A 22,835-nucleotide genomic window follows, 5' to 3' on the forward strand; every position below is an offset into this window, starting at 1 on the left:
TAAAACTTAATTACTGTATTTCTGTCGCCAATTCGTATACAATCAAATAGTATTGAACCACTGAAAGGATCGTAGTATATTTATGAACACATTTTGGAAGTCGTTTCCTGACGTTGAACGTTCTTTAACGGAAACATGTGAATTAATTGAACAAACGTTGCATACACGCAACGAAGACATTGAAGAAGCCTTAGTAACTTTGGCTCGTTCTGGCGGCAAATTATTACGCCCCGCTTTTTTCTTTCTTTTTGCTCAACTGGGTGATGAAGAAAAACAAGAGAAACAACAACTATTAAAAATAGCTGCATCTTTGGAAATCCTACATATGGCTACGTTGATTCACGATGACATTATTGACGATTCTCCATTGCGCCGAGGCGCTGTGACTATTCAATCACAATATGGTAAAGACGTGGCTGTTTACACAGGTGATTTACTATTCACTGAATTCTTTACTTTGATTGCAGATGCCATGAATGGCTCTGAATTTATGAAAATCAATGCACAAGGAATGAAACGGTTATTACTTGGTGAACTCGATCAAATGAGTCATCGATTTGACCGCCGCATGTCGATTCCTGCTTATTTAAGAAGTGTCAACGGCAAAACAGCCGAACTTTTTTCACTAAGCTGTCTTGAAGGGGCCTATTTCGGTCATAGTTCAAAAGAAGTCCAACGTTTAGCTAAACGAATTGGCCGTCATATTGGCATTGCTTTTCAAGTCTATGACGATATTTTAGATTATACTGCCGACACGGAAACTTTGAAAAAGCCCGCTTTAGAAGACTTGTCACAAGGTGTTTATACGTTACCCCTTCTCTTCGCTTATCAAGCAGCACCTGACGTATTCAGCCCTTATTTGGATAAAGGACGCGCCATTACCTTAGAAGAGGCAGCTGAAGTTGCGGCGCTAGTTAATGACTATCATGGCGTTACAGAAGCACAAGCTTTTGCTAAAAAAGTAACCAACAAAGCAATCACTGATATTCAACAATTGCCTGATGGCACAGCAAAAGAAACCTTACTTTCCTTAACTGAGCTCTTATTACATCGTTCATTTTAAACGTTTTATAGAAGAATTGCCATTAATTGAAATAGAAAAACGACTGATTGTTTGTTTAATCAACAACCAGTCGTTTTTTTATTCCTCGAAAGAACTAATGCCACGATCAATTCGGTAAAGTTTCTGATAATGCGCATTGGTTGCAAGTAATTCCTCTGGCGTACCACTCATCTCTAATTGACCATCTTCAATAAAGATCACTTGATCCATCAAAGTTACGCCTTGCAAATGGTGGGTAATCCAGATGACGGTTTTATCTTTTAATGCCTCAAAAAAGGTTTCCAGCAATTGCTGTTCTGTAATTGGATCTAAACCAGTAGTTGGTTCGTCTAATAACACAATCGGTGTATCTTGCAAAAGAATCCGCGCTAGCGCCAAGCGATGTCGTTCGCCACCAGAAAAACGCAAACCTGCTTCATCCACCATTGTTTGTAAACCTTCTGGTAATTGGGCAACCATTTCTTTTAAGCCAACTTTTTCTAAAACCGCCCAAACTTCTGCTTCGCTCGCTTCTTCTCTACCAATCCGAATATTATTTAAAATGGTTGTTCGAAATAGGTACGGTGCTTGGTGCATAACCCCAATATATTCAGTCATCGTCTCACCAAATGCCTCAGTTGGGATGTTTCCTAAAAGGATTTCTCCCGAAGTAGGTCGTAAATCACCACGAATGAGCGAAGCCAACGTACTCTTTCCGGAACCACTGCGCCCTAAAATCGCTAATTTTTGTTTTTCAGGAATTGTTAACGATAAGTCATTTAATACCTTTTTCGCTTGATTTTCATATGCAAAAGACAAATGTTCTATCGATAAACTGGTGCCATTTGGCTGAACAGGCGTTTCTGTTGAGCCGTCTTCCCCTTCAGGAAGCTCATTAAAACGACGAATGGAATCCTTATAAATCGTTGTTTCCTGTGCTGCAGCAGGTAGCGGAGCAAAAGCATCAATTAACGGAAAAACGGTTAAAACAAAGGCACCAATCCAATTGGCTGCGCCCCCATGATTACCTGGAAACCGCACACTAGTCCAAGCTAAGACAGCAATCGCAATCACACCGAACAGAAGTTGTAAAACAAAGTCTCGGCCACGGTTAAATTGCTTCATTTTTTCATCTAATACACGAACGTTTGCTTCATCTGTTTCATAACGAGCAACGAATTCAGAGCCTCGTTGACTAAATACCCAATCAGACACACCTAGAATATTGTCGGTTAGTGTTTGATATAACTCATTTTTGGCATATTTATGTTTTTCTTGACGCGCACCATTCACCAGAACTGAAACAAGTGGCAATAGAAAAACAATCACTCCTAACATCAGTAACATGCATAAAGCAAACCACCAAGAAAAGAAACCTAACGCAATCACTAAAAAGATATACAAAATCCAAGCAATAACGGTTGGGAAAATCGTTCGTAAATACAAGTTTTGGATATGATTAATATCCTCTGAAAGCAAACCTAAGATATCCCCAGTGCGATATTTTGTCTTAAAGAAAATCGCATCTTTTTCTAGTACATTATAAAGTTTCAAGCGCAGATCAGAGGTCATTTTTAACACCCAGTTATGACTCGTTAGACGCTCCACATAACGAAAAACAGGACGGCCAATCCCAAATGCTCTTGTTAAAACAATGGGAATATAAATTAATAAAATATTCTCTGGTAAGGAAGCCGCACGACTGATTAAGTAACCAGACGTAAACATTAATGCCCCTGCGCTAAAGAACGTCAAGAAGCCTAAAAGTAAGGCAAAATACAAGGTTTTTTTATAGCGTTTTAAGAAAGGACGAACCCATTGATCGTTTTTCCAAACGTCTTTCGTTGTCGGCTGTTTTTCCATCATTGGCGTCCTCCTCTCATTTGCTTCATTAATTGAACATAGTAGCCATCTTTTTCAATCAACTCTGCTAGCGTTCCTTGTTCCACTAATTGACCTTTTTCCATCACTAAAATGTAATCCATTTCTTCCATCCAATGAAGACGATGTGTCGCAAAGAAGACGAGATGATCGTTCATTAATGGCAACATGCGCTCTTTCATTTCAACTTCTGTTTCAATATCCAAATGCGCTGTCGGCTCATCAAACAGCAAGACGTGGCGTTTTTGATCGACAAAGGCGCGGGCCAACGCTACTCGTTGCGCTTGTCCCCCACTTAACATTCGACCACTTTCCCCAATTAAGGTATGAATTCCTTCGGGAAGGTCTTTAACCAGCTCGTCTAAGCCAACTAACTGAATCGCTTGCTGAATTGCCTCATCTGTCGCTTCAGGTGTATAAAAGCGAATATTGTTTGCCAAAGTATCTTGGAAAATATATGGTGCTTGCGGAATATAAAGGATTTGTTTTTGCCAGTCTTTTTGTAAAAAATGTGGAATCGTTTGGCCATTTATCGCCAATTGACTCGTTTCTTCTGTTGGTAATAAAAAGCCACTTAATAAATTAATTAACGTTGACTTACCAGAACCACTCGCCCCAATAATTCCAATCTTTTTACGACCATCAACAGAGAATTGCAACGATTGAATCGCTTCTTGCGTTGCATCTTCATAGGAAAAATTTAACGCTGTGACTGACAACTGACTTTCTTGATGCCAATCATCTAACGTTAACACATCGGTCTGTTCTGCTTCTGGCAATGCTAATACCGCTTGGATCGCTTGAAAAGAGTTTTTTCCATCTAAGGTTGCGTGATAATCACTTGAAAAATCACGAATCGGTAAAAAGAACTCAGGTGCTAAAATTAAAGTAACCAAGGCAGGAAATAATAAAATCGTGCCGTTTAATAAACTTAATCCAAGGAAAACTGCCACAACAGCTACCGATAATGTCGTAAAAAAGTCTAACGCAAAGGTTGATAAAATAGCAATTTTCAATGTACTCATGGTCGCTTTTCTGAATCGTTCACTTGTATGGTAAATACTCCCAGCATATTTTTTACTCAACCCAAACAGTTTCAGCGTGTCAATTCCTCGCAAGGAATCAATAAAATGATTGGAAAGCATTTGAAACGCCGCATATTGCTTGTCCGCTTTACTTTGTGCTGCATAACCTAACACAATCATAAAAATAATAATAATCGGAAAAACAATCAGCAATGTTATGCCTGAACGAATATCTTGTGTAAAAACAAAGGCCAAAATAATCCAAGGAATAATCATCATATTCATCATTTTTGTCAAAATCAATTGTAAATAATTTTCGGTTTGACTGATGCCTTCTAAAGCCATGGTAACCATATTTCCAGTCCCATTTTTTTGAACAACATTTGGCCCCAAACGGAAAATTTTGGTTAATAATTGTTCGCGTAATTCTTTCGAGCGTTCATAACTAAATGTATCGAGCATTTTCTCACGAAAATACGTAATAACATGTCGACCAAGATAAAAAATAAAAAAGAGTAAAATACTCTGTAGTTGTTGGTTAAGATGCCCGCCACTCCAAAGGCCGACAATGGCTTTTGAAAGAAAAAAAGCTTGCCCAATTATAAAGACTGCTTGCAGGAAAGAAAAACCTGCAAGCAAGACAAGAATTTTTTTGATTTTAGGCATCTGTAAGATGTCTTTATCAATCATAGATTTAATACCCCTCTGGTACGGCTGTCTGTGAAATACGTTTTCTGAAAATATAATAGGACCAAGCAGTATAAGCTAACACGAATGGTAAAATGCTTAAAGAAATCCACGTCATAATTTTTAGTGTATATGGTGTGCTTGTTGCATCTTTAATCAACAAATCAAAACCTTCACTACCAATCATAACACGTGGGAACAAGCCACTGAACAAGAGAGCAACTAGTACAACTAATGTTAAACCACTCGCTAGAAAAGCTAACATCTCTTTGCGTTTAAACACCCCAACATTGGCAATGACCGTTAAGACCACAATTGCTAACGTTAAAATTAAAGTGACCGCAAAGTTCTTTTCATAAAAGTCCGTTTTGAAGTACATCAACACTGCAAAAACAACTAAACCGACATATAAAACGCCGTATAAGATTTCTGCATAATTTCGAGCACGTTCGCGAATTGGGCCTTCTGTTTTTAAAGCAATATAGTTCATGCCGTGTAAGTAGCAAAGTAATGTTAAGGCTACTCCACCAACAATTGAAAACAGATTAAAATAATCCGTAAATTGCGCATGCATATTGCCGTTTGCATCTAAAGGCATTCCTTGGACTAAGCTGATAAACAAAATACCAAAGAAGAACGGTACAAGGAAACTACCAATTGATAGCGTCCAGTTCCACATCCGACGACGTTTACCTTCCGGCATGTTGTGGCGGAATTCAAAGGAAACTCCGCGAATAATTAAGCCAAATAAAATCGTAAATAGAATTAAATAGTAGCCACTAAATAATGAAGCATACCAATATGGGAAAGAGGCAAACATTGCGCCGCCCGCTGTTAATAGCCAAACTTCGTTTCCGTCCCAAACAGGTCCAATTGTTGCAACGACTTGATCTTTTTCGTCGTCATTGTGTGCCAACGTTTGAACGGCCATTCCAACACCAAAGTCAAATCCTTCTAAGAAGAAGAAACCTGAGAACAAGACGCCGATAAGGACAAACCATAATAATTGTAGTGTACTCATTCGCCAAATACCCCCTTATCAAATGGATCCAACGCTGGTTCATTTTCTTTCGCTAATTTTTTCGCTTCATAGTCTGGTCCTTTACGTAATTCTAAAATGACCAAGTAAACCATGACACTACCTAAACCAGCAAATAATAAGAAATAAATGACATTTGACGTAATTAATGAAGCAACCGATACATTTGGTGAAACACTTTGTTCAATCGTAAATAATCCATAGACAGTCCAGGGATAACGACCTAATTCAGTGACTAACCAACCTGTTGTATTCGCAAGGAATGGTGCGAACGTACATAAAGCAACAATCCACAGCATCCATTTCTTCTCGTACAGAGATGGTTTTTTCTTCCTTGTAAAGAATAGTCCTAAGGCAGCAACCAATAACATTAAGGCACCAAAACCAGCCATGATACGGAAGCTCCAGAATAAAGTGTTAACTGGTGGATAATAATTTTTATCATCCCCATATTTTTCTACCAAGCGCTTGTTGACTGTATCCATTCCATCAACCGAACCTGATAATTTGTTATACGATAAAATACTTAGCATATACGGAATATCGATACCAAAAACTTGTTTATGTTCCCGTTCATCTGCCCAAGCAATCAATGTCCAAGCAGCAGGATCATCAGAGTCTTCATAGGCCCCCTCCATCGCCGCAAATTTCATTGGTTGTCCTTCAATTAGAGCTTTCATTTGCAAGTCGCCAGCTAATAAAACGCCGATTGAACCGAACAAAGTAACCCATAAACCAATGCGCATAGATGCTTTGTGGAATGAAATATCCCGTTTTTTCAACAATTGGAAAGCAGCCATACCAGCTACTGCCATGCCGCCCAATGTAAAGGCGCCCATGATAACGTGTGAAAATTCATACCAAACTTTTGGATTGCTGATGACAGCTACAAAGTCCACCATTTCAGCACGGCCATTATTGATGACATAACCTACTGGATGTTGCATAAAACTATTGGCAACTAAAATCCAGAAAGCAGACATCATTGAACCGAATACGACTAACCAGATAAAGGTTACGTGAACTTTTGGATTCATTTTATCCCAAGTAAAGATCCATAAACCTAAGAATGTTGACTCTAAGAAGAAAGCTAAGAGCGCTTCTACCGCCAACGGTGCCCCAAAAATATCTCCGACGAATCGAGAATAATCAGACCAGTTCATCCCAAACTGAAATTCTTGAATAATCCCGGTTACAACCCCAACAGCGAAGCTTAATAGGAATATATTTCCCCAAAACTTGGCCATTTTACGATAACGTTCCTCTTTTTTCACAACGTACATTGTTTCCATAATTGCTACAACAAGTGCTAATCCTATTGAAAACGGTACGAAGAAAAAGTGGAAAACTGTTGTCATCGCAAATTGGATTCTCGCCAATGTTACAATATCAAACATATTATTTCCTCCCTGATTTGCCTCCACACAAAGAAACAAGCTTACCTGAATTGTTCATTTCCATTAGCGATGACTCCTTTTATCTACAAAACTAAAAGAAAATTCAAGTGAACTTTTCCAAAAAGTGTGAAAATGCATGTAATATAGAATAATTCCAATCTAAGTATACAACTTTCTGAGGCAGAAACCAAACAATACAGAAGCATTTCTCACAATTTTTTTAGGTGCTACCAAGATTTCTTCCCTTTCTTCTATCAATAAAAAAAGCCCTTCCTAAAAAAAGGAAGAACTAATCTCAATCTATCAACATTTTGACTTATCACTTGATTAGTTTCCGAAAATTGAAGTAGCTCGGCTTTGATGATAAAAATTCTAATCTTGTGATGAAAATTACGGATTGCTTGAGGTGATAGTTTGTTTTTTAACAACATGGCTCTAAAACACCAAATACCAGGGTTCGCCTTGCCGAAACGTTTTGGTACCATTCTAAACAACATGACTCTAAAACCTCGGAGAATTATTTTTTCTCCATGATTCCGTATTCGCATCACTTATCCATAGCTAGATTTCAGTTTAGAAAGGTCTGATTTTTTTCTTCACGTTTATTATACCAAACTTTCTCCTTCTTGGCGGAAAAGAGCCTGGGACAAAAATCACTTTGGATTTTTGTCCCAGGCTTAAAAATTGATAAACGGCGGGAACAGAACCAACTCCTTCGGAAATAAGCCGAAATTCTCCAAAAATTATAGAACAATTTTCGGAAATTCCTTCTTATTTCTCGGAGTTAAACACTTCTGTCCCGACCTCTTCTTTATTTAGTAGCTGTAACAGCGAGCCAGATTTCACTATACTTAGCTTCTGCTGGTCCTTGATATTGCGTAAACGAAATTTCTGGTGCTGCAACGACTTGGTAACCAGATGAAGGCAACCATTCAGAGAATATCCTTGCCCAGGTTTCTTGTAAAGTTTGTGGGAAAGGACCTTCATTTGGAAAAACCGCCCATGTATGAGCAGGTACGCTTAGTTGCTCCAAATCTTCATAGGTATTTTCTTGCGAAGTGGCAAAGCCAATCATGTGTGTCATTTCTCCACCTTCTGTTGTTCGTCCCTCTTGAAAGTCAAAAGAAGCATTTACTACTTGATGAGGATATATGTCATCAAATGTATGCATTTCCGCTCGTTGTTGTGGTGTAATGCGCTGTGCCAATTCCATGATTGCTTGATTTTCCCCTTGATACTGCAAGGGAACCTTCTGACTAACTCCGACTATTTGAAACGCTGGTTTTTCAATCAATTTAACATCCATTGATTGTCCTCCTTTAATATCAATATAGAAAGAGAATTTAGGGAACGTTTTTTGGATTTGTGTTTTCATTACTTCAGAAGGGGCTTGTCCTGACCAATCGCGAAAGGCTCTTGAGAATCCTTCAATACTTTGATAACCATATTTAAAAGCTACATCTGTCACTTTTTCACCAGCAAGTAATGCTAAATTTGCTTCCGCCAAACGTCTCTTTTTAATATACTCAGCCAGACTCATCCCCGCAATAAACGAAAAAGTTCGTTTAAAATGGTAAACAGAAATCCCTGTCTTTTTCGCCAATTCATCGAAGGATACTTCTTCCGTTAAATGTTCTTCAATATAATCCATTGCTTGATTCAAATTTGCGAGCATCCGTGTCCCTCTCTTTCTATTTGAAAGTTTACTAAAGACCAACAAGGATGACTTGATTATTTAGAGCCAACATTCGTCAAATCGCTACTCTTGGTTCATAGCGGCTTTTAAGGCCTGTGCTAAAGCACTTTCTTCTGGTTCGTCTGGTTGTGAATATTTTTTCATCAAACGACGTTCTTCATGTTTAGTCATTTTTTGTTTTCGTTCTTTTTTATCGGGAATTTTTTCAGTAATCGAACAGAATTTACATTTGAAAGAACGACCATTTTTTCCTTCTATGATGACCATTTTTTTATGACATTGTGGGCAACGGTGATTGGATACTTTAGGATCTTTTCGCCGACGATAAGAACATTCTTGGTTTGTACAAACGTAAATCTTCCCATCTTTCGTATTTTTTTCCCGTAAGTTTGAGCCACAATCTGGACATTTTTTTTGCGTAATGGAAAAATCTTGATATTTTTTCTCGCTTTGTTTAATTTCACGGACTAATTTTTTCGTATCCTCTTCAATATCCTTTAAGAAAAGTTGACTCTTTTGTTGACCCGAAGCGATTGCTTCGAGCGATTTTTCCCATTTTTCCGTTAGTTCAGGTGTCACAAGTGATGGATTCACCAAGTCTAATAGTTGCTTTCCTTTGGCAGAGACACTTAAACCGCTATTGGTTCGTTCCATCAATTCTGATTTAATCAGTTTTTCAATGATTTCAGCTCGCGTTGCCGGTGTGCCTAAACTGTGTTTCTCCATTTTTCCTAACAACGTTCCTTCGGTTAATGGTTTTGGCGGCGACATTAATTCTTTGTTAATGGTAAAGTTTGGCGCAACGGTCATGCCTTTTTGCCATTGGACAGTGGATAGCGGCTGTTCGGCTGTTGTTTTCCAGCCAGCAACAACTACTTTATTTTGATGAAAGACAAATGTTTCTTTTCCAAAAGCGACTGTAACTTTTGTTTGTTTGGTTTGATTTGGCTCAGCAAACAAACCTAAGAATCGTTGAACAATCATTTGATAGATTTTTTGTTCATCATTGCTTAGCTTTTCATAACGAGGACGTTGTTCAGTTGGAATCAATCCATGGTGATCCGTGACTTTTGCATTTTGGAAAACTTTTTGTTGTTTAACAACGGCCCCATTTTTAAGGTAGCCTTTCACTTCTGGTGAAAAATCAGCAATGGCTTGAAGTCGTTCTTTCATCGTTCCTTTCATATCCGTTGTTAGATATTTGCTGTCAGTTCGAGGATAGGAAACAATTTTATGTGTTTCGTATAAACTTTGTACAAGAGACAACGTTTTCTTTGCAGAAAATTGGAATCGCTGGTTGGCTTCACGCTGGATTTCGGTTAAATCATATGGTAACGGCGCGTTTTCTGTTTTAACTTTTTCTTGGATATCGGTAACTAAGCCCTTTTGTTTTGAGAGTTCTTTGACTAATTGTTCTGCTTCCTGCCGTTCTTTTAAAGCGTATGGATTTTTTTGGGTCATCTTTGCTTTTTCTGATTCAACAGATAACGAGATAGTAAAATAAGTTTGAGGCTTAAATTGTTCAATCGTTTTTTCTTGTTGGCGTACCATTGCTAAAGTTGGTGTTTGAACACGACCTGCGGATAAGTTATCTTGATATTTCACTGTCAAGGCCCGTGTGACGTTTAGCCCCACCAACCAGTCAGCTTTTGCGCGTGCCAAGGCAGAGTAATACAAATTATCGTAGTCTTTCGCTGGGCGAATTTTCTTAAACCCGTCTTTAATGGCTTTGTCTGTTTGAGATGAAATCCATAAGCGTTTGACTGGTTTGTTAAAACGGACATATTCTAAAATCCAGCGGGCTACTAATTCACCTTCACGACCAGCATCGGTGGCAATCACGGCTTCAGAAACATCTTTACGATTAGCTAATTGTTTAATCGCTTTTAATTGATGTCCCGTTTTCGGTAACGGTTTAATCCCTAAATTTTTAGGAATCATCGGTAAAGTTTCCATTTGCCACGTTTGCCATTCTTTGTTTAAATCTTCTGGCATTTTTAGTCCTAAGAGATGGCCTAAAGCCCAGGTGACAATCACGTTGGGTCCTTCATAATAATTCTTATTTTTTTGATTTGCTCCTAAAACGCGACTTAGATCTTTTGCTACGCTAGGTTTTTCAGCAATAATTAATTGTTTTGCAACCACTAGTTTCGCTCCTTTTTGAGTGCTATCTTTTCGTATTATACCAAATATTAGCTCGATTTTCTCTAAATTCCGAGAATAGAAAAAGAGTTTAAAGAAAATTCCCTGAGGTTTTTCTTTAAACTCATGCGTTTCAAATAACTTTCCGTTTGCAGAATTTTGTTTTGCCAAAATGATTGGATATTGTGGTAAACTCAGCTTTATTTTCAAAAGTAACCGCATGATGATTTTCTAGTAATGCTAAACCGAAGTATTGTTGTAAATCTTCATCGCATTCTTCACACCAGCGTTCTTCCCCATCATTCCAGAAAGCCGTTAAATAATTAGGCTTTGTGTTGACGTATGTATAATTCTGAGAAAGTTTTTGCCAAACTTCCACATAATATGTCTCTGCATCGGTCAAGTTATCAAAGGTTTTTTCTTGAACAATGTCCTCTTGCCAATCATCAAAAAACCACCAAGGTTCATTGTCGCCATACATTGTAATTACTTGATACATTGAACCGCTCCTTTTTTTGCTACTGTAGGTATCATAGTCACTTTCTGAAAAAGTTGCAAGGATTTGGTTTCGGACTGAGAAATTTTTGAAATTTATTTTATCTTGCCACTTCTAAAGAAGCAATAAAATCTTCAATCATGCGACGATAACTTTCTTCCGGCGTGGCTTCTTCGCGTTGAAAATAACCTAAAAAACGTAAGGTAATATAGCCATGGATTAAACTACGTAATTCTCGACTTTTATGCAGTCGTTCTTCATTATTAAATGGATAAAAAGCTAAAAGTTGTAAGATAATTTGATTGGTTTCATGGATGCCTTCAATTAATTGTTGGTTTTGCGTTTTCGGCACACTGATAAGTAATTCATAGACTGCAGAATTTTCAAAAGCAAATTGTTGGTACGTTTCAGCATATATCCGAATTGCTTCTGCGCCACTCTTACCCACTAAGGCTCGTCGCAATGCATCATTTAATTCTTGAATTAACAAGTCCACTAGAGCATTTTTTACTTCAGCAATATTTTTAAAGTGATTATAGAGTGAAGGATACTTGATGCCTAAATCAACGGCTAAATTTTGAAAGGTTAATTGTTGAACGCCCAATTCTTCCGCTAGGTTGCGGGCACTTTCAAGGATTTTGGCTTTCGTTAAATTCCGTTTTTTTGCCATCTTTCTGACGCCTCCAATTCTTAAATTTTGGACAAGTATTAGTTTATCATATCTATTGACTCTTTTTAAACTATAAATTATAGTTTATAATAATAATTTGTAAACATCATTTTTGAAAGAAGGCTGTTTGGCATGCATATTACCAACCGTTCTCATTTGGCCGATCGTTATGGCAAACGAACCAGTGCAGAATTTTTATTACACGAACGTCCTATTTTATCTTTTCCTATTTCTTTAGCGGCCATTCCTAAAGAAGCCCGTTATTTATCCTGGGAATTAATTGATTATGACACGATTCCTCTAATCGGTTTCCCTTTTATTCATTGGTTAGCTGCCAATGTTCCTGTAACCAATGAGATTCCTGAAGACTTTAGTCGAACAGCACTCAAGCCTACCATTCAAGGAAAAAATAGTCTTGCTTCTCCTTTGGGGAAACAGATGATTCCTGCGCTTGCCACTGAAACGTTACCTGAGTTAACCGAACGTTATCTGGGGTTAAGCCCTCGCTCTGGTGTGCACACCTATACGTTATATGTGTACGCTACAAAAAATCCACTAAATTTAAAAGAAGGCTTTTTTGCGAATGAATTGCATCAAGCATTGAATGATCAACTACTCGCCAAAGCCAAATTTGAATTTCTTTACTAGAAAGTGAGGAAATAGAATGTATGAATTAATTAAAAGTAAAATTTTCCGTCCAAGACAACCTTGGGAAAAAAATCTGCTCGTTTTATGGTTTGGCACATTTATGGCTGGTATTGGCTTTAGCTTAGTGATGCCATTCATGCCTCTTTATATCAACACATTAGGTACTTTTACCCACCAACAATTGAATTTTTGGAGCGGAATCACGTTCTCCTCCACTTTTTTAGTCACGACCATTGTTTCTCCTTGGTGGGGCCGTTTAGCCGACCGAAAAGGACGCAAGTTAATGTTATTACGTGCTTCATTAGGGATGGCTATCGTCATTAGTTTAATGGGCGCAGTCACAAGTGTTTATCAATTGATTGGCTTGCGCTTATTACAAGGTGTTTTTTCTGGTTATATCAGTAATGCGACAGCGTTAGTTGCTACAGGTACACCTAAGGAAAAAAGCGGTCAAGTGCTTGGTACTTTAGCCACTGGTTCTGTTACCGGCACATTGCTTGGTCCTCTATTGGGCGGTGTCACTGCGTCTATTTTCGGTTATCGGCCAACCTTTTTCATTACTGGTACGATTTTATTACTCGTTTTTGTTTTGAGTCTCGCCTTTGTCCATGAAGAGTTTGTGCCAATTGAAAAAAATCAAGCCGCATCTGGGAAACAAATTTTAAAAAAACTAGAACATCCCCACGTGATTCTTGGAATGTTTATTACGACATTAATCATTCAAGCTTCCAATAATTCAATTAGTCCCATCATCAGTTTATATATTCAACAATTGTTGGGTGGTCACGGAAATGTCACCTTAATTAGCGGAGTCATTGCTTCTATTCCAGGGATTGCAACGTTAATAGCCGCCCCTCGTTTTGGCCGGTTAGGTGATCGTATTGGCAGTGAACGCATCTTGACAATTGGCTTAATTTTAGCCATTTTCGTTTACCTACCAATGGCCTTTGTTCAAAATGTCTGGCAGCTTGCCATGCTTCGTTTCTTAGTTGGGATTTCCGATGCCTGTTTACTACCAGCTGTTCAAACGTTGATCACTCGTTATTCCCCAAGTGACGCTGCAGGTCGTATTTTCAGTTACAATCAATCTTTCCAAGCGACAGGAAATGTGATTGGTCCTATGATTGGTTCAAGCGTATCTGCCGCTTTCGGTTATCGTGGGGTCTTTATTTCCACTTCTTGTCTGGTTCTCCTTAACCTTCTATGGGTTCGTCGAAGCACTGCCGAATTAAAAAAAGAGAAAAATGATGACTAAGTTATACACAGAAAAGTTATCCACAATTTGAATTTTTAATTTTTCTCTTTTTCTTATTTTAAAAAAAATAGGCATATAAAACAAAAAAGAAAAGCGGATATTTACTGGTTTTATGACCAGCATATCTGCTTTTCTTTTGGTTAACTTCATCCTTTTTGTTTCACAACTCGTGAAACTTTTTAGACGTATTGTAGTTCTTTTTCATCTTGGTAGGCGCGATCAATTAAGCCGCCCCCTAAGCATTCCATTCCATCATAAAAAACAACAGCTTGACCTGGAGTGACTGCGCGCGCTGGTTCCTTAAACGTAACGGTTGCTTTTGTGCCATCTTCAGATAAGGAAACATGCACTGGAATATCTGCTTGACGATAACGGAATTTAGCCGTACAGTCAAACTCTTTTGGCATTGGCGTATCAACAGTAAAATGAACCTCACTGGCTTCTAAATGTGTTGCATATAGTTTTTCATGGTGAAATCCTTGTCCCACATATAATGTATTGGTAGTTAAATCTTTCCCAATTACAAACCATGGTTCTTGTGTTTTACCGCCGCCACCAATTCCTAAGCCTTGGCGTTGACCGATAGTATAATACATCAGACCATCATGTTGTCCTTTGATTTCGCCATCTTCTGTCACCATGTTGCCTTTTTTAGCTGGTAAATAATTACTCAAAAATTCTTTGAAATTCTTTTCACCAATAAAACAAACGCCCGTTGAGTCTTTTTTCTTGGCTGTGGCTAATCCAGCACGTTCAGCAATTGCACGAACTTCTGATTTTTCCATGCCACCCAATGGAAACATTGTTTTTGCCAATTGGGCTTGTGATAATTGGCTTAAAAAATAGGTTTGATCTTTATTATTATCAATTCCACGTAACATATGCACTACGCCATTTTCATCCGTTTCTACTTGTGCATAGTGGCCAGTTGCAACATAGTCAGCGCCTAGTTGCATGGCATAATCTAGGAATGCTTTAAATTTAATTTCTTTATTACACATGACATCTGGATTTGGTGTCCGTCCTAACCGATATTCTGCTAAAAAATATTCAAACACACGGTCCCAATATTCTTTTTCAAAATTGACCGAATAATACGGAATCCCAATTTGATCCGCTACTTTTGCGACATCTTTATAATCCTCAGTTGCGGTACAGACACCATTTTCGTCTGTATCGTCCCAATTTTTCATAAAGATCCCAATTACATCATAGCCTTGCTCTTTTAAAAGCAACGCTGTGACAGATGAATCGACACCGCCACTCATGCCTACCACGACACGCGTTTTGCTGTTATCTGCCATTTTATCACCATCATTTCAATTAGATTCTGAAATCATCCACGATTTGAAGGTCGTAACTTTTCAGTGCTTTTCATTATACTATTTTTTTGAAATAAGTAAAGCAAGCCGGGCGTATAATGAGAAAATACTTGGAACAAAGACACAGCCAACAAGCTATTGCTTTCAAAGAAACAGAAAACCTGAAGGAACAAGCTACTTTCACTTGTTTCTTCAGGTTTCTCTAAGTTATTCTACTTTCTCTAATACACCACGGCTAATTAAGCCATCCATTAAGAAAAAGTATTTTTCTTTACTCATTTCATGTTGTTCATTCTTGAAAATATTCATTGGTTTTAAACCATTTGCCGTTGTAATGGACATTTTCAACTCTTTTAGATCAGCAGTGATCGTAATTTTCAATTTGAAGCCTTCATTTCTCTGAGGCGTTGGATCTAAGGAACGAATCAATTGAAAGTTCCCTGATTTTGTTTCAGTAAAGCCGTTATCTTTTAATGTATAGCGTTTTGCACTAGGATGTACTTTGTAAAAAACTGTTGAGCCTTCAACAGCAGCCGTTGTTGTAAATGCCATGGGTTCCACCTCATTATTTTCATTGTTATCTTCATTATAGCGAAAACCTGTAGCTGCCGCAATCAGATTATTTTTTCAATTGTTGAATCACTGCAACTAGTACTTCAGAAAAAGTCGCAATTTCTTCTGGTGTGTTCCCATAGCCAAAACTAATCCGGATTGATTCTTTAATAGCTGAGGAATTTTCTCCATACATCGCTGTCAACACGTGCGAAGGATCCACAGTTCCCGCTGTACAAGCCGAGCCTGTTGAAATCGCAATACCTCTTAAGTCCAAATGCATTAAGAGCAAATCACTGGGAATTCCTTTTAAATGAAGATTTAAGACATGCGCTAAACGATTCGTTGGTTCACCATTAATTGAAAAATCAATATTGGCTTCTTCTAACGCTTTTAAAATAATCGTTTGAAAACTTTGATAGGCTGTTTTTCTTGCTTGCTTTTCTGCAGAAGTTAGTAATGAAACGGCAGTACCCATGCCAATAATTCCAGCTAAGTTTTCCGTGCCCGCACGTCGTTTTTCTTCTTGTTCCCCACCATGTAAAAGAGGTGGTAATTGGATTGCATCGCTTTTAAATAAAAAACCTACGCCTTTTGGACCATTGATTTTATGAGCAGAAATACTTAATAAGTCGATCCCTAATTCATGAGGTAAAATGACTTCACTTCCGTAAGCTTGGACGGCATCTGTATGAAAAATCGCCGAATGATTTTTAAGAATTGCACCAACTTCAGCAATTGGTAATCGATTTCCAATTTCATTATTGCCATACATCATTGAAACCAAGATCGTTTCTTCGCGTAAAGACTTTTTGAATTGATCCATTGAAATCTGACCATTTTCATTCACAGGTAAGTAAGTCACTTCAAAGCCTAACGTTTCTAAGTATTCCATCGTTCGTAACACAGCGGGATGTTCAATTGCCGTAGTAATAATATGTTTTCCTTCCTTTTGACGAGAAAAAGCAACTGCCAAGATGGCTGTGTTATCCCCTTCTGTGCCACCACTATTAAAAATAATTTCGTGGGGTTTGGCTTGTAAGCTCTCGGCAATCGTTTGACGCACTTCTTCCAGAAGACCGTGTGCCTTTCGTCCAAACTGATGAATACTTGATGGATTACCAAAAGTCGTTTGCATATTTTCAGTCATCGCTTGAATGACCGTTGGATGAAGCGGCGTTGTTGCCGCATGATCTAAATAAATGGGTTCCAAATGACTCGTCCCTTTCCTTATGTTCTGGCGTTATTCTAGCATAAAAAGCTTAAAACACAAAATCAGAATACTTTCTCTTCTATTTATAAAAGAGATAAGAAAAATAGGCCCAACACTATTAAAGTTGTTAGACCTATTTTTAGTTTAAGGAACCACTTATTCTCCTTTTGGTTCTAAACGGAATAATGGACTCATTGGTTTATTTTCATGAATACGAAGTAACGCTTCCCCCATTAACTCAGCGCAAGAAATAATATTCAAGGTTGCTGGTTGGCGGTCTGCTGTCGTATAAACAGAGTCAGTAATACTAATTTCCTTAATTGGCGCATTTTCTAAGGTTGCTTTTGCGCCTTCTGATAACAAACCATGCGAGGCGCAAGCATACACTTCTTGCGCACCATTTTTCATTAAAACTTCCGCCGCTGTGGCTAACGTTTGACCAGTATTCAAAATGTCATCAACAAGAATACATTTTTTCCCAGCGACATTCCCAATAACGTAACCTTCTTGACGCACCCCATCAATCTCTTCATGGTCGACAATTGCTAAGGTCGCATCTAAGTACTCCGATAAACTACGTGCGCGTTGAACGCCACTGTTTTTAGGCGAAACAATCACAATTTCTTCCCCTACTAATGCTTGTTGACGATAATAATGAGCAAACAAAGGCATTGTAAATAAATTATCTACTGGGATATCAAAAAATCCTTGGACTTGAACAGTATGCAAGTCTAATGTTAACAAACGTGTTGCGCCTGCCTCTACTAACATATTAGCAACTAATTTCGCAGTAATGGGCTCTCTTGGTTTCGCTGTGCGGTCTTGGCGAGCATAACCATAGTAAGGCAAAATAACATTAATTGTTTTTGCGCTAGCACGTTTTAATGCATCAATTAAAATAAGCAATTCCATCAAATGATCATTTACAGGGGCATTCGTTGCTTGGATGATGTAGACATGATCGCCACGAATACTTTCTTCAATATTAATTTGAATTTCGCCATCACTAAATTGGCGCACGGTGCTTTTTCCTAATTCTGTTCCTACTGATGCTGCGATTTTTTCAGCAAGTGGTCGATTTGCATTTAAACTGAAGATGCGTAAGGTGTCATCTTGATAGTTTTCGGTCATGATATCCTCCGTCAATATAAAATAATAGTCGTTTTCATTCATATTCTACCATTTTTTGTCATAAAAATCATGGGATCCTCCTTAATTTATTGAAAGAAACGGTTTTCTTTGTGAAAAAAGCGCTTGTATTTAGGTGCGCCTAAAAATTATTTGCATTTTCTTAAACTATCCCTTATACTGATTTTAAGGCAAACCTAAAAAGGAGGAATTTCATGAGAAAAAGCTTTAACTTAGCTGTTCAAGCGTTAACCGTTCAATATCAAGGACGGACCGCTTTAAATAATATCCACGTTACTATTCCCTCCGGTAAAATTACTGGAATTATCGGACCAAATGGTGCTGGAAAGTCAACATTTATTAAAGGGTTATTAGGCTTGATTAAAACAAAGGAACGTGATGTTTTGTTAAATAATCAAGCGATTGACCAACAAAAAACAACCATTGCCTATGTAGAACAACGTAGCGCCTTGGATCTTAGTTTCCCAATTAGCGTTTTTGAAACGGTCTTGCTAGGAACCTATCCAAACTTGGGACTATTAAAACGCCCAGGAAAGAAAGAAAAGCAAGCAGCCATGGCTGCATTAAAAATGGTGCAATTAGAAGACTATGCGCAACGCCAGATTGGTGAACTTTCTGGTGGCCAATTACAACGTGTATTTATCGCCCGTGTTTTGGCCCAAGGTGCTGAGGTGATTTTTTTAGATGAACCTTTCGTCGGCATTGATATGTCTAGTGAAAAAGTGATTATGGATATTCTCAAATCATTAAAAAATCAAGGTAAAATGATTATCATTGTTCACCATGATTTGCACAAAGTGTCCCACTATTTTGATGAATTAATCGTTTTGAAAAACCGGCTAATTGCTGCGGGTCCTGTTGAACAAACATTTACTGCAGAAACGCTCCAAGAAGCATACGGTGATTTGTTAGGTGATTTATTAATACAGGGGGTTGCAAAATGATTGCTGCATTTATTGATGGTTTATTCCGTTATCAATTTTTACAAAATGCCCTTTTGACGTCTGTAATTGTCGGACTCATTTCAGGGGTAATTGGTTCATTCATTATTTTACGTGGGATGTCTTTGATGGGTGATGCGATTTCCCATGCCGTTTTACCAGGAGTCGCTGTTTCTTATATGTTTGGTTTCAATTATATTTTTGGCGCTTCTATTTTTGGCTTATTAGCTGCATTATCGATCGGCTTTATTACCCAAAAAAGTCCACTAAAAAATGATACTGCCATTGGTGTTGTCTTTAGTTCTTTTTTTGCTTTAGGGATTATTTTTATCTCTTTTGCAAAAAGTTCCACAGATTTATATCATATTCTGTTTGGAAATGTATTAGCGGTTGCAGATACCGATATTTTAATTACTTGTGTCGTCGGCGTGATTGTTTTGATTTTTGTGGCATTGTTTTATAAAGAGTTGCAACTCACTTCTTTTGATCCCACAATGGCTCAGGCCTATGGTTTAAATATTCAATTTTTCCACTATGCATTGATGTTTTTACTAACACTAGTCGCTGTTTCTTCTTTACAAACCGTCGGAACTATTTTAGTCATTGCCATGCTGATTACGCCAGCGGCAACAGCTTATCTATTAACAAATCACTTACCGACAATGATTGGCTTAGCCTCTACTTTTGGGATTTTAAGTTCAGTGATTGGCCTATTCTTCAGTTATTCTTATAACTTAGCTTCTGGTGCGACGATTGTTTTAACCGCCGCCTTATTCTTTTTATTGGCTTTCTTTTTCTCACCAAAGAAAGGCCTAGTATTTGTAAACCGTCAGAAAGAAATGGAGGAATCAACGAATGAAAAAATTTAGTTTATTTTTTTTAACACTTTTAGCAGGGTTAACGTTAGCTGCTTGCGGGAATCAAGCCGCTGAAAAGAAAGAAAAATTAGCAATTGTGACAACGAACTCGATCCTATCTGATTTAGTGAAAAATGTTGGGCAAGACAAAATTGAGCTGCATAGTATTGTGCCAATTGGGACAGACCCTCACGAATATGAACCGTTACCAGAAGACATTGCGAAAGCTTCTGAAGCGGACATTTTATTCTTTAACGGCTTGAACTTAGAAACAGGCGGAAATGGCTGGTTTAACAAATTAATGAAAACGGCCAAAAAAGTTGAGAATAAAGATTACTTTTCTACAAGCAAAAATGTTACGCCACAATATTTAACAAGTGCCGGTCAAGAACAAACAGAAGATCCGCATGCTTGGTTAGACATTGAAAATGGCATTAAATATGTAGAAAACATTCGTGACGTGTTAGTAGAAAAAGATCCAAAAAATAAAGATTTCTATACAGAAAACGCGAAAAATTATACCGAAAAACTTAGCAAACTACATGAGGAAGCCAAAGCTAAATTTGCTGATATTCCTGATGATAAAAAATTATTAGTTACAAGTGAAGGTGCCTTTAAATATTTCTCCAAAGCTTATGATTTAAATGCCGCTTATATTTGGGAAATTAACACAGAAAGTCAAGGAACACCTGAACAAATGACCACGATTATTGATACCATTAAGAAATCAAAAGCACCTGTGTTATTTGTTGAAACCAGTGTCGATAAACGTAGTATGGAACGTGTCTCAAAAGAAGTGAAACGACCAATTTACGATACACTTTTCACAGACTCTCTTGCCAAAGAAGGAACAGAAGGCGATACGTACTACAGCATGATGAACTGGAATTTAACAAAAATCCATGATGGCTTAATGAGTAAATAAATAATAAAGAAGAAAGAACCAAGTTGACTCCCCCTCAACTTGGTTCTTTCTTCTTTATTTAACTAATTCCTCAATATCAATTACTCGATCCACAATTTCCTCATAAAAATCTGCTTCATGGGAAACCAGAAAAACCGTTCCTGGGTAAACGTGAATTGCTTCTTGTAAACTTTTTTTGGCCGCTTCATCAATATGATTGGTTGGCTCATCTAAAAATAACAAATTACTTGTTTGCATCATTAGTTCCGCTAGTTTTACTTTTGTTTGCTCACCACCACTTAACAGGGCTAGCGACTGCATTGCTAACTTATCTGGTAAACCTGCCCTAGCCAAATGACTTCTTCGCTCTTTAATCGTGGTATCTGGAAAACGATCTGATAAATAGTCTAGTGGCGTTAACTGTTCATTAGGCCACGCTAAGTCTTGGGTAAAATAAGCAATTTTTGTATTCAGCGGATAATGAAATTCTCCATCTAATGAAGGAATCACTTTCGTTAACGTTTTAATTAATGTTGATTTGCCAATCCCATTGAAACCTTTCAATGCGACTTTTTCACCGACATGAACCATTAAATCTAACGGTTCTAACAAAGGTTCCCGATAGCCAACAACTAACTTTTGGGTCGTTAGTGCTTGCGTTGCAACTAACCCTTGATAAGGAAATTCAATCGCCGGCTTAGTCAAGGAACCAGGCGTAGTCAATCGTTCCAAGCGGTCCAATTGTTTTTGTCGACTTTTAGCCATCGTTGCTCGATTTCCAGCTTTGTATTTACGAATGTAGGCTTCCATTTTTTCAATTTTTTCTTGTTGGGCCTGATACTGTTTCAAATAGGTTTGTTTATTCTGCTCTTTTTGTGCAAAAGATTTTTCTACATTTCCAGTATATTTGGTTAACTTGCCAAACTCAATGTCTGCGATGCAATTCGTCACTTCATTTAAAAATTGATAATCATGGGAGACTAATAGAAAGCTTCCTTCAAAATTATTCAGATAGCGAACAAGCCATTGAATATGTGTATCATCTAAATAGTTGGTGGGTTCATCTAAAAGTAACACATCAGGGGCCTCTAACAATAATTTTGCTAAAATCACTTTTGAACGTTGACCACCGCTTAGCTCCCCTAACTTTTTATCCAAACCAATTGCTTGTAGTCCTAACCCATTGGCTAAATCCTGAATAATCGTGTCGATTTGGTAAAAATTACTTTCATCTAAATCTGTTTGTAACTTGCCTGCTTGTTCTAAAAGTTTTTCCGAAGCCGTTTGACTGTATTCTTCATAAAGTTTTGTCAGTTTCGCTTCTTTATCAAAAAGTTCTTGAAAGGCTTGTTTCAAAAAATCAACCATCGTTAGTGATTGTTCTACAGAAACATGCTGATCCAAGTACCCAATCTTGCAATTTTTTTGCCACTGAATCGTTCCTTCGTCTGGCAATACTTCCCCCGTTAAAATTTTAATTAAGGTGGATTTGCCGACCCCATTTTGGCCAGTTAAGCCTAAATGATCCCCTTTATTCACTTGCAATGAAGCCTCTTCATACAAGACCTTTTCGCCAAACCGATGCGTTAAATGTTCAATAGTTAAAATACTCATTTTCGTCACTTCTTTCTTGTTAACTGATTATTTTGGGACAACAAAAAAAGAACCACGTCTGCACGTCGTCCATCCTGACAGAAATCCCGACAACCGCTTGTACGTACACTCAAATAAGACTAGCTTTTCTAGTCAAAAAATGTCCTATCAAGCGATGAAGAAATTAATTGCTCGGCTCCACAACAGTGCTTCATCTGTTCTTAAACTATCGGGAGCTACTTTTCTTGTTAATTTATCAGTTAAAACAAAAAACATGTGAATCACCTTTCTTATGCTTGTATTCTACCATAGAATGACAAGAAAGC

The 22,835-nt window shown here is 37.8% G+C and carries 20 protein-coding genes; 6 read left to right on the forward strand and 14 right to left on the reverse strand.

What is annotated here, in order from left to right; all coding sequences use genetic code 11:
* Positions 1 to 82 precede the first annotated feature (82 nt).
* Positions 83 to 1,063, forward strand: coding sequence for a polyprenyl synthetase family protein (locus IGL07_RS08795; protein ID WP_002360015.1), 981 nt, complete (start codon positions 83 to 85; stop codon positions 1,061 to 1,063).
* A gap of 78 nt (positions 1,064 to 1,141) precedes the next feature.
* Here the strand turns inward: IGL07_RS08795 and cydC are convergent, their stop codons facing one another.
* The 9 genes from cydC to IGL07_RS08840 form a co-directional block, all read right to left on the reverse strand.
* Positions 1,142 to 2,908 (reverse strand): thiol reductant ABC exporter subunit CydC, encoded by a 1,767-nt coding sequence (gene cydC, locus IGL07_RS08800; protein ID WP_025189401.1) that lies wholly within the window; start codon positions 2,906 to 2,908, stop codon positions 1,142 to 1,144.
* The gene (gene cydD / locus IGL07_RS08805) at positions 2,905 to 4,638 is read right to left on the reverse strand and encodes a thiol reductant ABC exporter subunit CydD (RefSeq protein ID WP_010712617.1); all 1,734 of its coding nucleotides are present in this window, start codon (positions 4,636 to 4,638) and stop codon (positions 2,905 to 2,907) included. Before cydD ends, cydC begins: the two co-directional genes overlap by 4 nt.
* Positions 4,639 to 4,642: 4 nt before the next feature.
* Complete coding sequence (cydB, locus tag IGL07_RS08810) at positions 4,643 to 5,656, reverse strand: cytochrome d ubiquinol oxidase subunit II (RefSeq protein WP_002356976.1); 1,014 nt, start codon at positions 5,654 to 5,656, stop codon at positions 4,643 to 4,645.
* Positions 5,653 to 7,071, reverse strand: coding sequence for a cytochrome ubiquinol oxidase subunit I (locus IGL07_RS08815; protein WP_002356974.1), 1,419 nt, complete (start codon positions 7,069 to 7,071; stop codon positions 5,653 to 5,655). The genes cydB and IGL07_RS08815 overlap by 4 nt, the downstream gene beginning before the upstream one ends.
* A gap of 568 nt (positions 7,072 to 7,639) precedes the next feature.
* Positions 7,640 to 7,825, reverse strand: coding sequence for a hypothetical protein (locus IGL07_RS08820; RefSeq protein ID WP_075575387.1), 186 nt, complete (start codon positions 7,823 to 7,825; stop codon positions 7,640 to 7,642).
* 57 nt (positions 7,826 to 7,882) lie between these two features.
* Positions 7,883 to 8,746, reverse strand: a complete 864-nt coding sequence (locus IGL07_RS08825) for an AraC family transcriptional regulator (RefSeq protein WP_002369920.1) — start codon at positions 8,744 to 8,746, stop codon at positions 7,883 to 7,885.
* An 84-nt stretch (positions 8,747 to 8,830) separates the two neighbouring features.
* Positions 8,831 to 10,912: a DNA topoisomerase III gene (locus IGL07_RS08830; protein WP_010817457.1), complete on the reverse strand. Its 2,082-nt coding sequence runs from the start codon at positions 10,910 to 10,912 to the stop codon at positions 8,831 to 8,833.
* 130 nt (positions 10,913 to 11,042) lie between these two features.
* Complete coding sequence (locus IGL07_RS08835; protein WP_002356966.1) at positions 11,043 to 11,408, reverse strand: DUF1033 family protein; 366 nt, start codon at positions 11,406 to 11,408, stop codon at positions 11,043 to 11,045.
* 97 nt (positions 11,409 to 11,505) lie between these two features.
* Positions 11,506 to 12,075, reverse strand: a complete 570-nt coding sequence (locus IGL07_RS08840; protein ID WP_002364252.1) for a TetR/AcrR family transcriptional regulator — start codon at positions 12,073 to 12,075, stop codon at positions 11,506 to 11,508.
* A 132-nt stretch (positions 12,076 to 12,207) separates the two neighbouring features.
* On the opposite strand from IGL07_RS08840, the gene IGL07_RS08845 reads away from it, so the two are divergent.
* Both IGL07_RS08845 and IGL07_RS08850 read left to right on the forward strand, forming a co-directional pair.
* The gene (locus IGL07_RS08845; RefSeq protein WP_002356963.1) at positions 12,208 to 12,723 is read left to right on the forward strand and encodes a YbhB/YbcL family Raf kinase inhibitor-like protein; all 516 of its coding nucleotides are present in this window, start codon (positions 12,208 to 12,210) and stop codon (positions 12,721 to 12,723) included.
* Positions 12,724 to 12,739: 16 nt separating this feature from the next.
* Entirely contained in the window at positions 12,740 to 13,978 is a 1,239-nt protein-coding gene (locus tag IGL07_RS08850; protein WP_010817458.1) for a multidrug efflux MFS transporter, read from the forward strand.
* A gap of 179 nt (positions 13,979 to 14,157) precedes the next feature.
* Here the strand turns inward: IGL07_RS08850 and mnmA are convergent, their stop codons facing one another.
* The 4 genes from mnmA to IGL07_RS08870 all read right to left on the reverse strand — a co-directional run bounded on the left by mnmA (position 14,158) and on the right by IGL07_RS08870 (position 18,196).
* On the reverse strand, positions 14,158 to 15,282 hold the full coding sequence (gene mnmA / locus IGL07_RS08855; RefSeq protein WP_002362075.1) for a tRNA 2-thiouridine(34) synthase MnmA: 1,125 nt from the start codon (positions 15,280 to 15,282) through the stop codon (positions 14,158 to 14,160).
* A 225-nt stretch (positions 15,283 to 15,507) separates the two neighbouring features.
* The gene (locus tag IGL07_RS08860) at positions 15,508 to 15,852 is read right to left on the reverse strand and encodes a DUF1831 domain-containing protein (RefSeq protein ID WP_002356959.1); all 345 of its coding nucleotides are present in this window, start codon (positions 15,850 to 15,852) and stop codon (positions 15,508 to 15,510) included.
* A 67-nt stretch (positions 15,853 to 15,919) separates the two neighbouring features.
* Positions 15,920 to 17,065, reverse strand: a complete 1,146-nt coding sequence (locus IGL07_RS08865; RefSeq protein ID WP_002360007.1) for a cysteine desulfurase family protein — start codon at positions 17,063 to 17,065, stop codon at positions 15,920 to 15,922.
* Between the two features lie 156 nt (positions 17,066 to 17,221).
* Positions 17,222 to 18,196 carry a ribose-phosphate diphosphokinase gene (locus tag IGL07_RS08870; protein ID WP_002362076.1) on the reverse strand — a complete coding sequence of 325 codons (975 nt, stop codon included), beginning with the start codon at positions 18,194 to 18,196 and terminating at the stop codon, positions 17,222 to 17,224.
* Positions 18,197 to 18,408: 212 nt separating this feature from the next.
* Here IGL07_RS08870 and IGL07_RS08875 point away from each other — a divergent pair, with 212 nt between their 5' ends.
* Genes IGL07_RS08875 through IGL07_RS08885 form a run of 3 tightly spaced genes read left to right on the forward strand, consistent with a single transcriptional unit; the run spans position 18,409 to position 20,937 of the window.
* The gene (locus IGL07_RS08875) at positions 18,409 to 19,158 is read left to right on the forward strand and encodes a metal ABC transporter ATP-binding protein (protein ID WP_002360005.1); all 750 of its coding nucleotides are present in this window, start codon (positions 18,409 to 18,411) and stop codon (positions 19,156 to 19,158) included.
* Positions 19,155 to 20,024 carry a metal ABC transporter permease gene (locus IGL07_RS08880; protein ID WP_002377030.1) on the forward strand — a complete coding sequence of 290 codons (870 nt, stop codon included), beginning with the start codon at positions 19,155 to 19,157 and terminating at the stop codon, positions 20,022 to 20,024. Before IGL07_RS08875 ends, IGL07_RS08880 begins: the two co-directional genes overlap by 4 nt.
* Positions 20,011 to 20,937, forward strand: coding sequence for a metal ABC transporter substrate-binding protein (locus IGL07_RS08885; RefSeq protein WP_002356954.1), 927 nt, complete (start codon positions 20,011 to 20,013; stop codon positions 20,935 to 20,937). Before IGL07_RS08880 ends, IGL07_RS08885 begins: the two co-directional genes overlap by 14 nt.
* A 54-nt stretch (positions 20,938 to 20,991) precedes the next feature.
* Here the strand turns inward: IGL07_RS08885 and IGL07_RS08890 are convergent, their stop codons facing one another.
* Positions 20,992 to 22,530, reverse strand: a complete 1,539-nt coding sequence (locus IGL07_RS08890) for an ABC-F family ATP-binding cassette domain-containing protein (protein ID WP_010817459.1) — start codon at positions 22,528 to 22,530, stop codon at positions 20,992 to 20,994.
* Positions 22,531 to 22,835 lie beyond the last annotated feature (305 nt).

Source organism: Enterococcus sp. DIV1368f, assembly GCF_051712245.1.
GTDB classification, from domain to species: Bacteria; Bacillota; Bacilli; order Lactobacillales; family Enterococcaceae; genus Enterococcus; species Enterococcus faecalis.

Excerpts from the sequence above, each read along its gene's own strand:
- IGL07_RS08825 (WP_002369920.1), bottom strand. The coding sequence starts at position 8,746 with ATGCTCGCAAATTTGAATCAAGCAATGGATTATATTGAAGAACATTTA.
- cydD (WP_010712617.1), bottom strand. The coding sequence starts at position 4,638 with ATGATTGATAAAGACATCTTACAGATGCCTAAAATCAAAAAAATTCTT.
- IGL07_RS08840 (WP_002364252.1), bottom strand. The coding sequence starts at position 12,075 with ATGGCAAAAAAACGGAATTTAACGAAAGCCAAAATCCTTGAAAGTGCC.
- IGL07_RS08860 (WP_002356959.1), bottom strand. The coding sequence starts at position 15,852 with ATGGCATTTACAACAACGGCTGCTGTTGAAGGCTCAACAGTTTTTTAC.
- mnmA (WP_002362075.1), bottom strand. The coding sequence starts at position 15,282 with ATGGCAGATAACAGCAAAACGCGTGTCGTGGTAGGCATGAGTGGCGGT.
- IGL07_RS08850 (WP_010817458.1), top strand. The coding sequence starts at position 12,740 with ATGTATGAATTAATTAAAAGTAAAATTTTCCGTCCAAGACAACCTTGG.
- IGL07_RS08875 (WP_002360005.1), top strand. The coding sequence starts at position 18,409 with ATGAGAAAAAGCTTTAACTTAGCTGTTCAAGCGTTAACCGTTCAATAT.
- IGL07_RS08815 (WP_002356974.1), bottom strand. The coding sequence starts at position 7,071 with ATGTTTGATATTGTAACATTGGCGAGAATCCAATTTGCGATGACAACA.
- IGL07_RS08845 (WP_002356963.1), top strand. The coding sequence starts at position 12,208 with ATGCATATTACCAACCGTTCTCATTTGGCCGATCGTTATGGCAAACGA.
- IGL07_RS08870 (WP_002362076.1), bottom strand. The coding sequence starts at position 18,196 with ATGACCGAAAACTATCAAGATGACACCTTACGCATCTTCAGTTTAAAT.
- cydB (WP_002356976.1), bottom strand. The coding sequence starts at position 5,656 with ATGAGTACACTACAATTATTATGGTTTGTCCTTATCGGCGTCTTGTTC.
- cydC (WP_025189401.1), bottom strand. The coding sequence starts at position 2,908 with ATGATGGAAAAACAGCCGACAACGAAAGACGTTTGGAAAAACGATCAA.
- IGL07_RS08885 (WP_002356954.1), top strand. The coding sequence starts at position 20,011 with ATGAAAAAATTTAGTTTATTTTTTTTAACACTTTTAGCAGGGTTAACG.
- IGL07_RS08835 (WP_002356966.1), bottom strand. The coding sequence starts at position 11,408 with ATGTATCAAGTAATTACAATGTATGGCGACAATGAACCTTGGTGGTTT.
- IGL07_RS08795 (WP_002360015.1), top strand. The coding sequence starts at position 83 with ATGAACACATTTTGGAAGTCGTTTCCTGACGTTGAACGTTCTTTAACG.
- IGL07_RS08890 (WP_010817459.1), bottom strand. The coding sequence starts at position 22,530 with ATGAGTATTTTAACTATTGAACATTTAACGCATCGGTTTGGCGAAAAG.
- IGL07_RS08880 (WP_002377030.1), top strand. The coding sequence starts at position 19,155 with ATGATTGCTGCATTTATTGATGGTTTATTCCGTTATCAATTTTTACAA.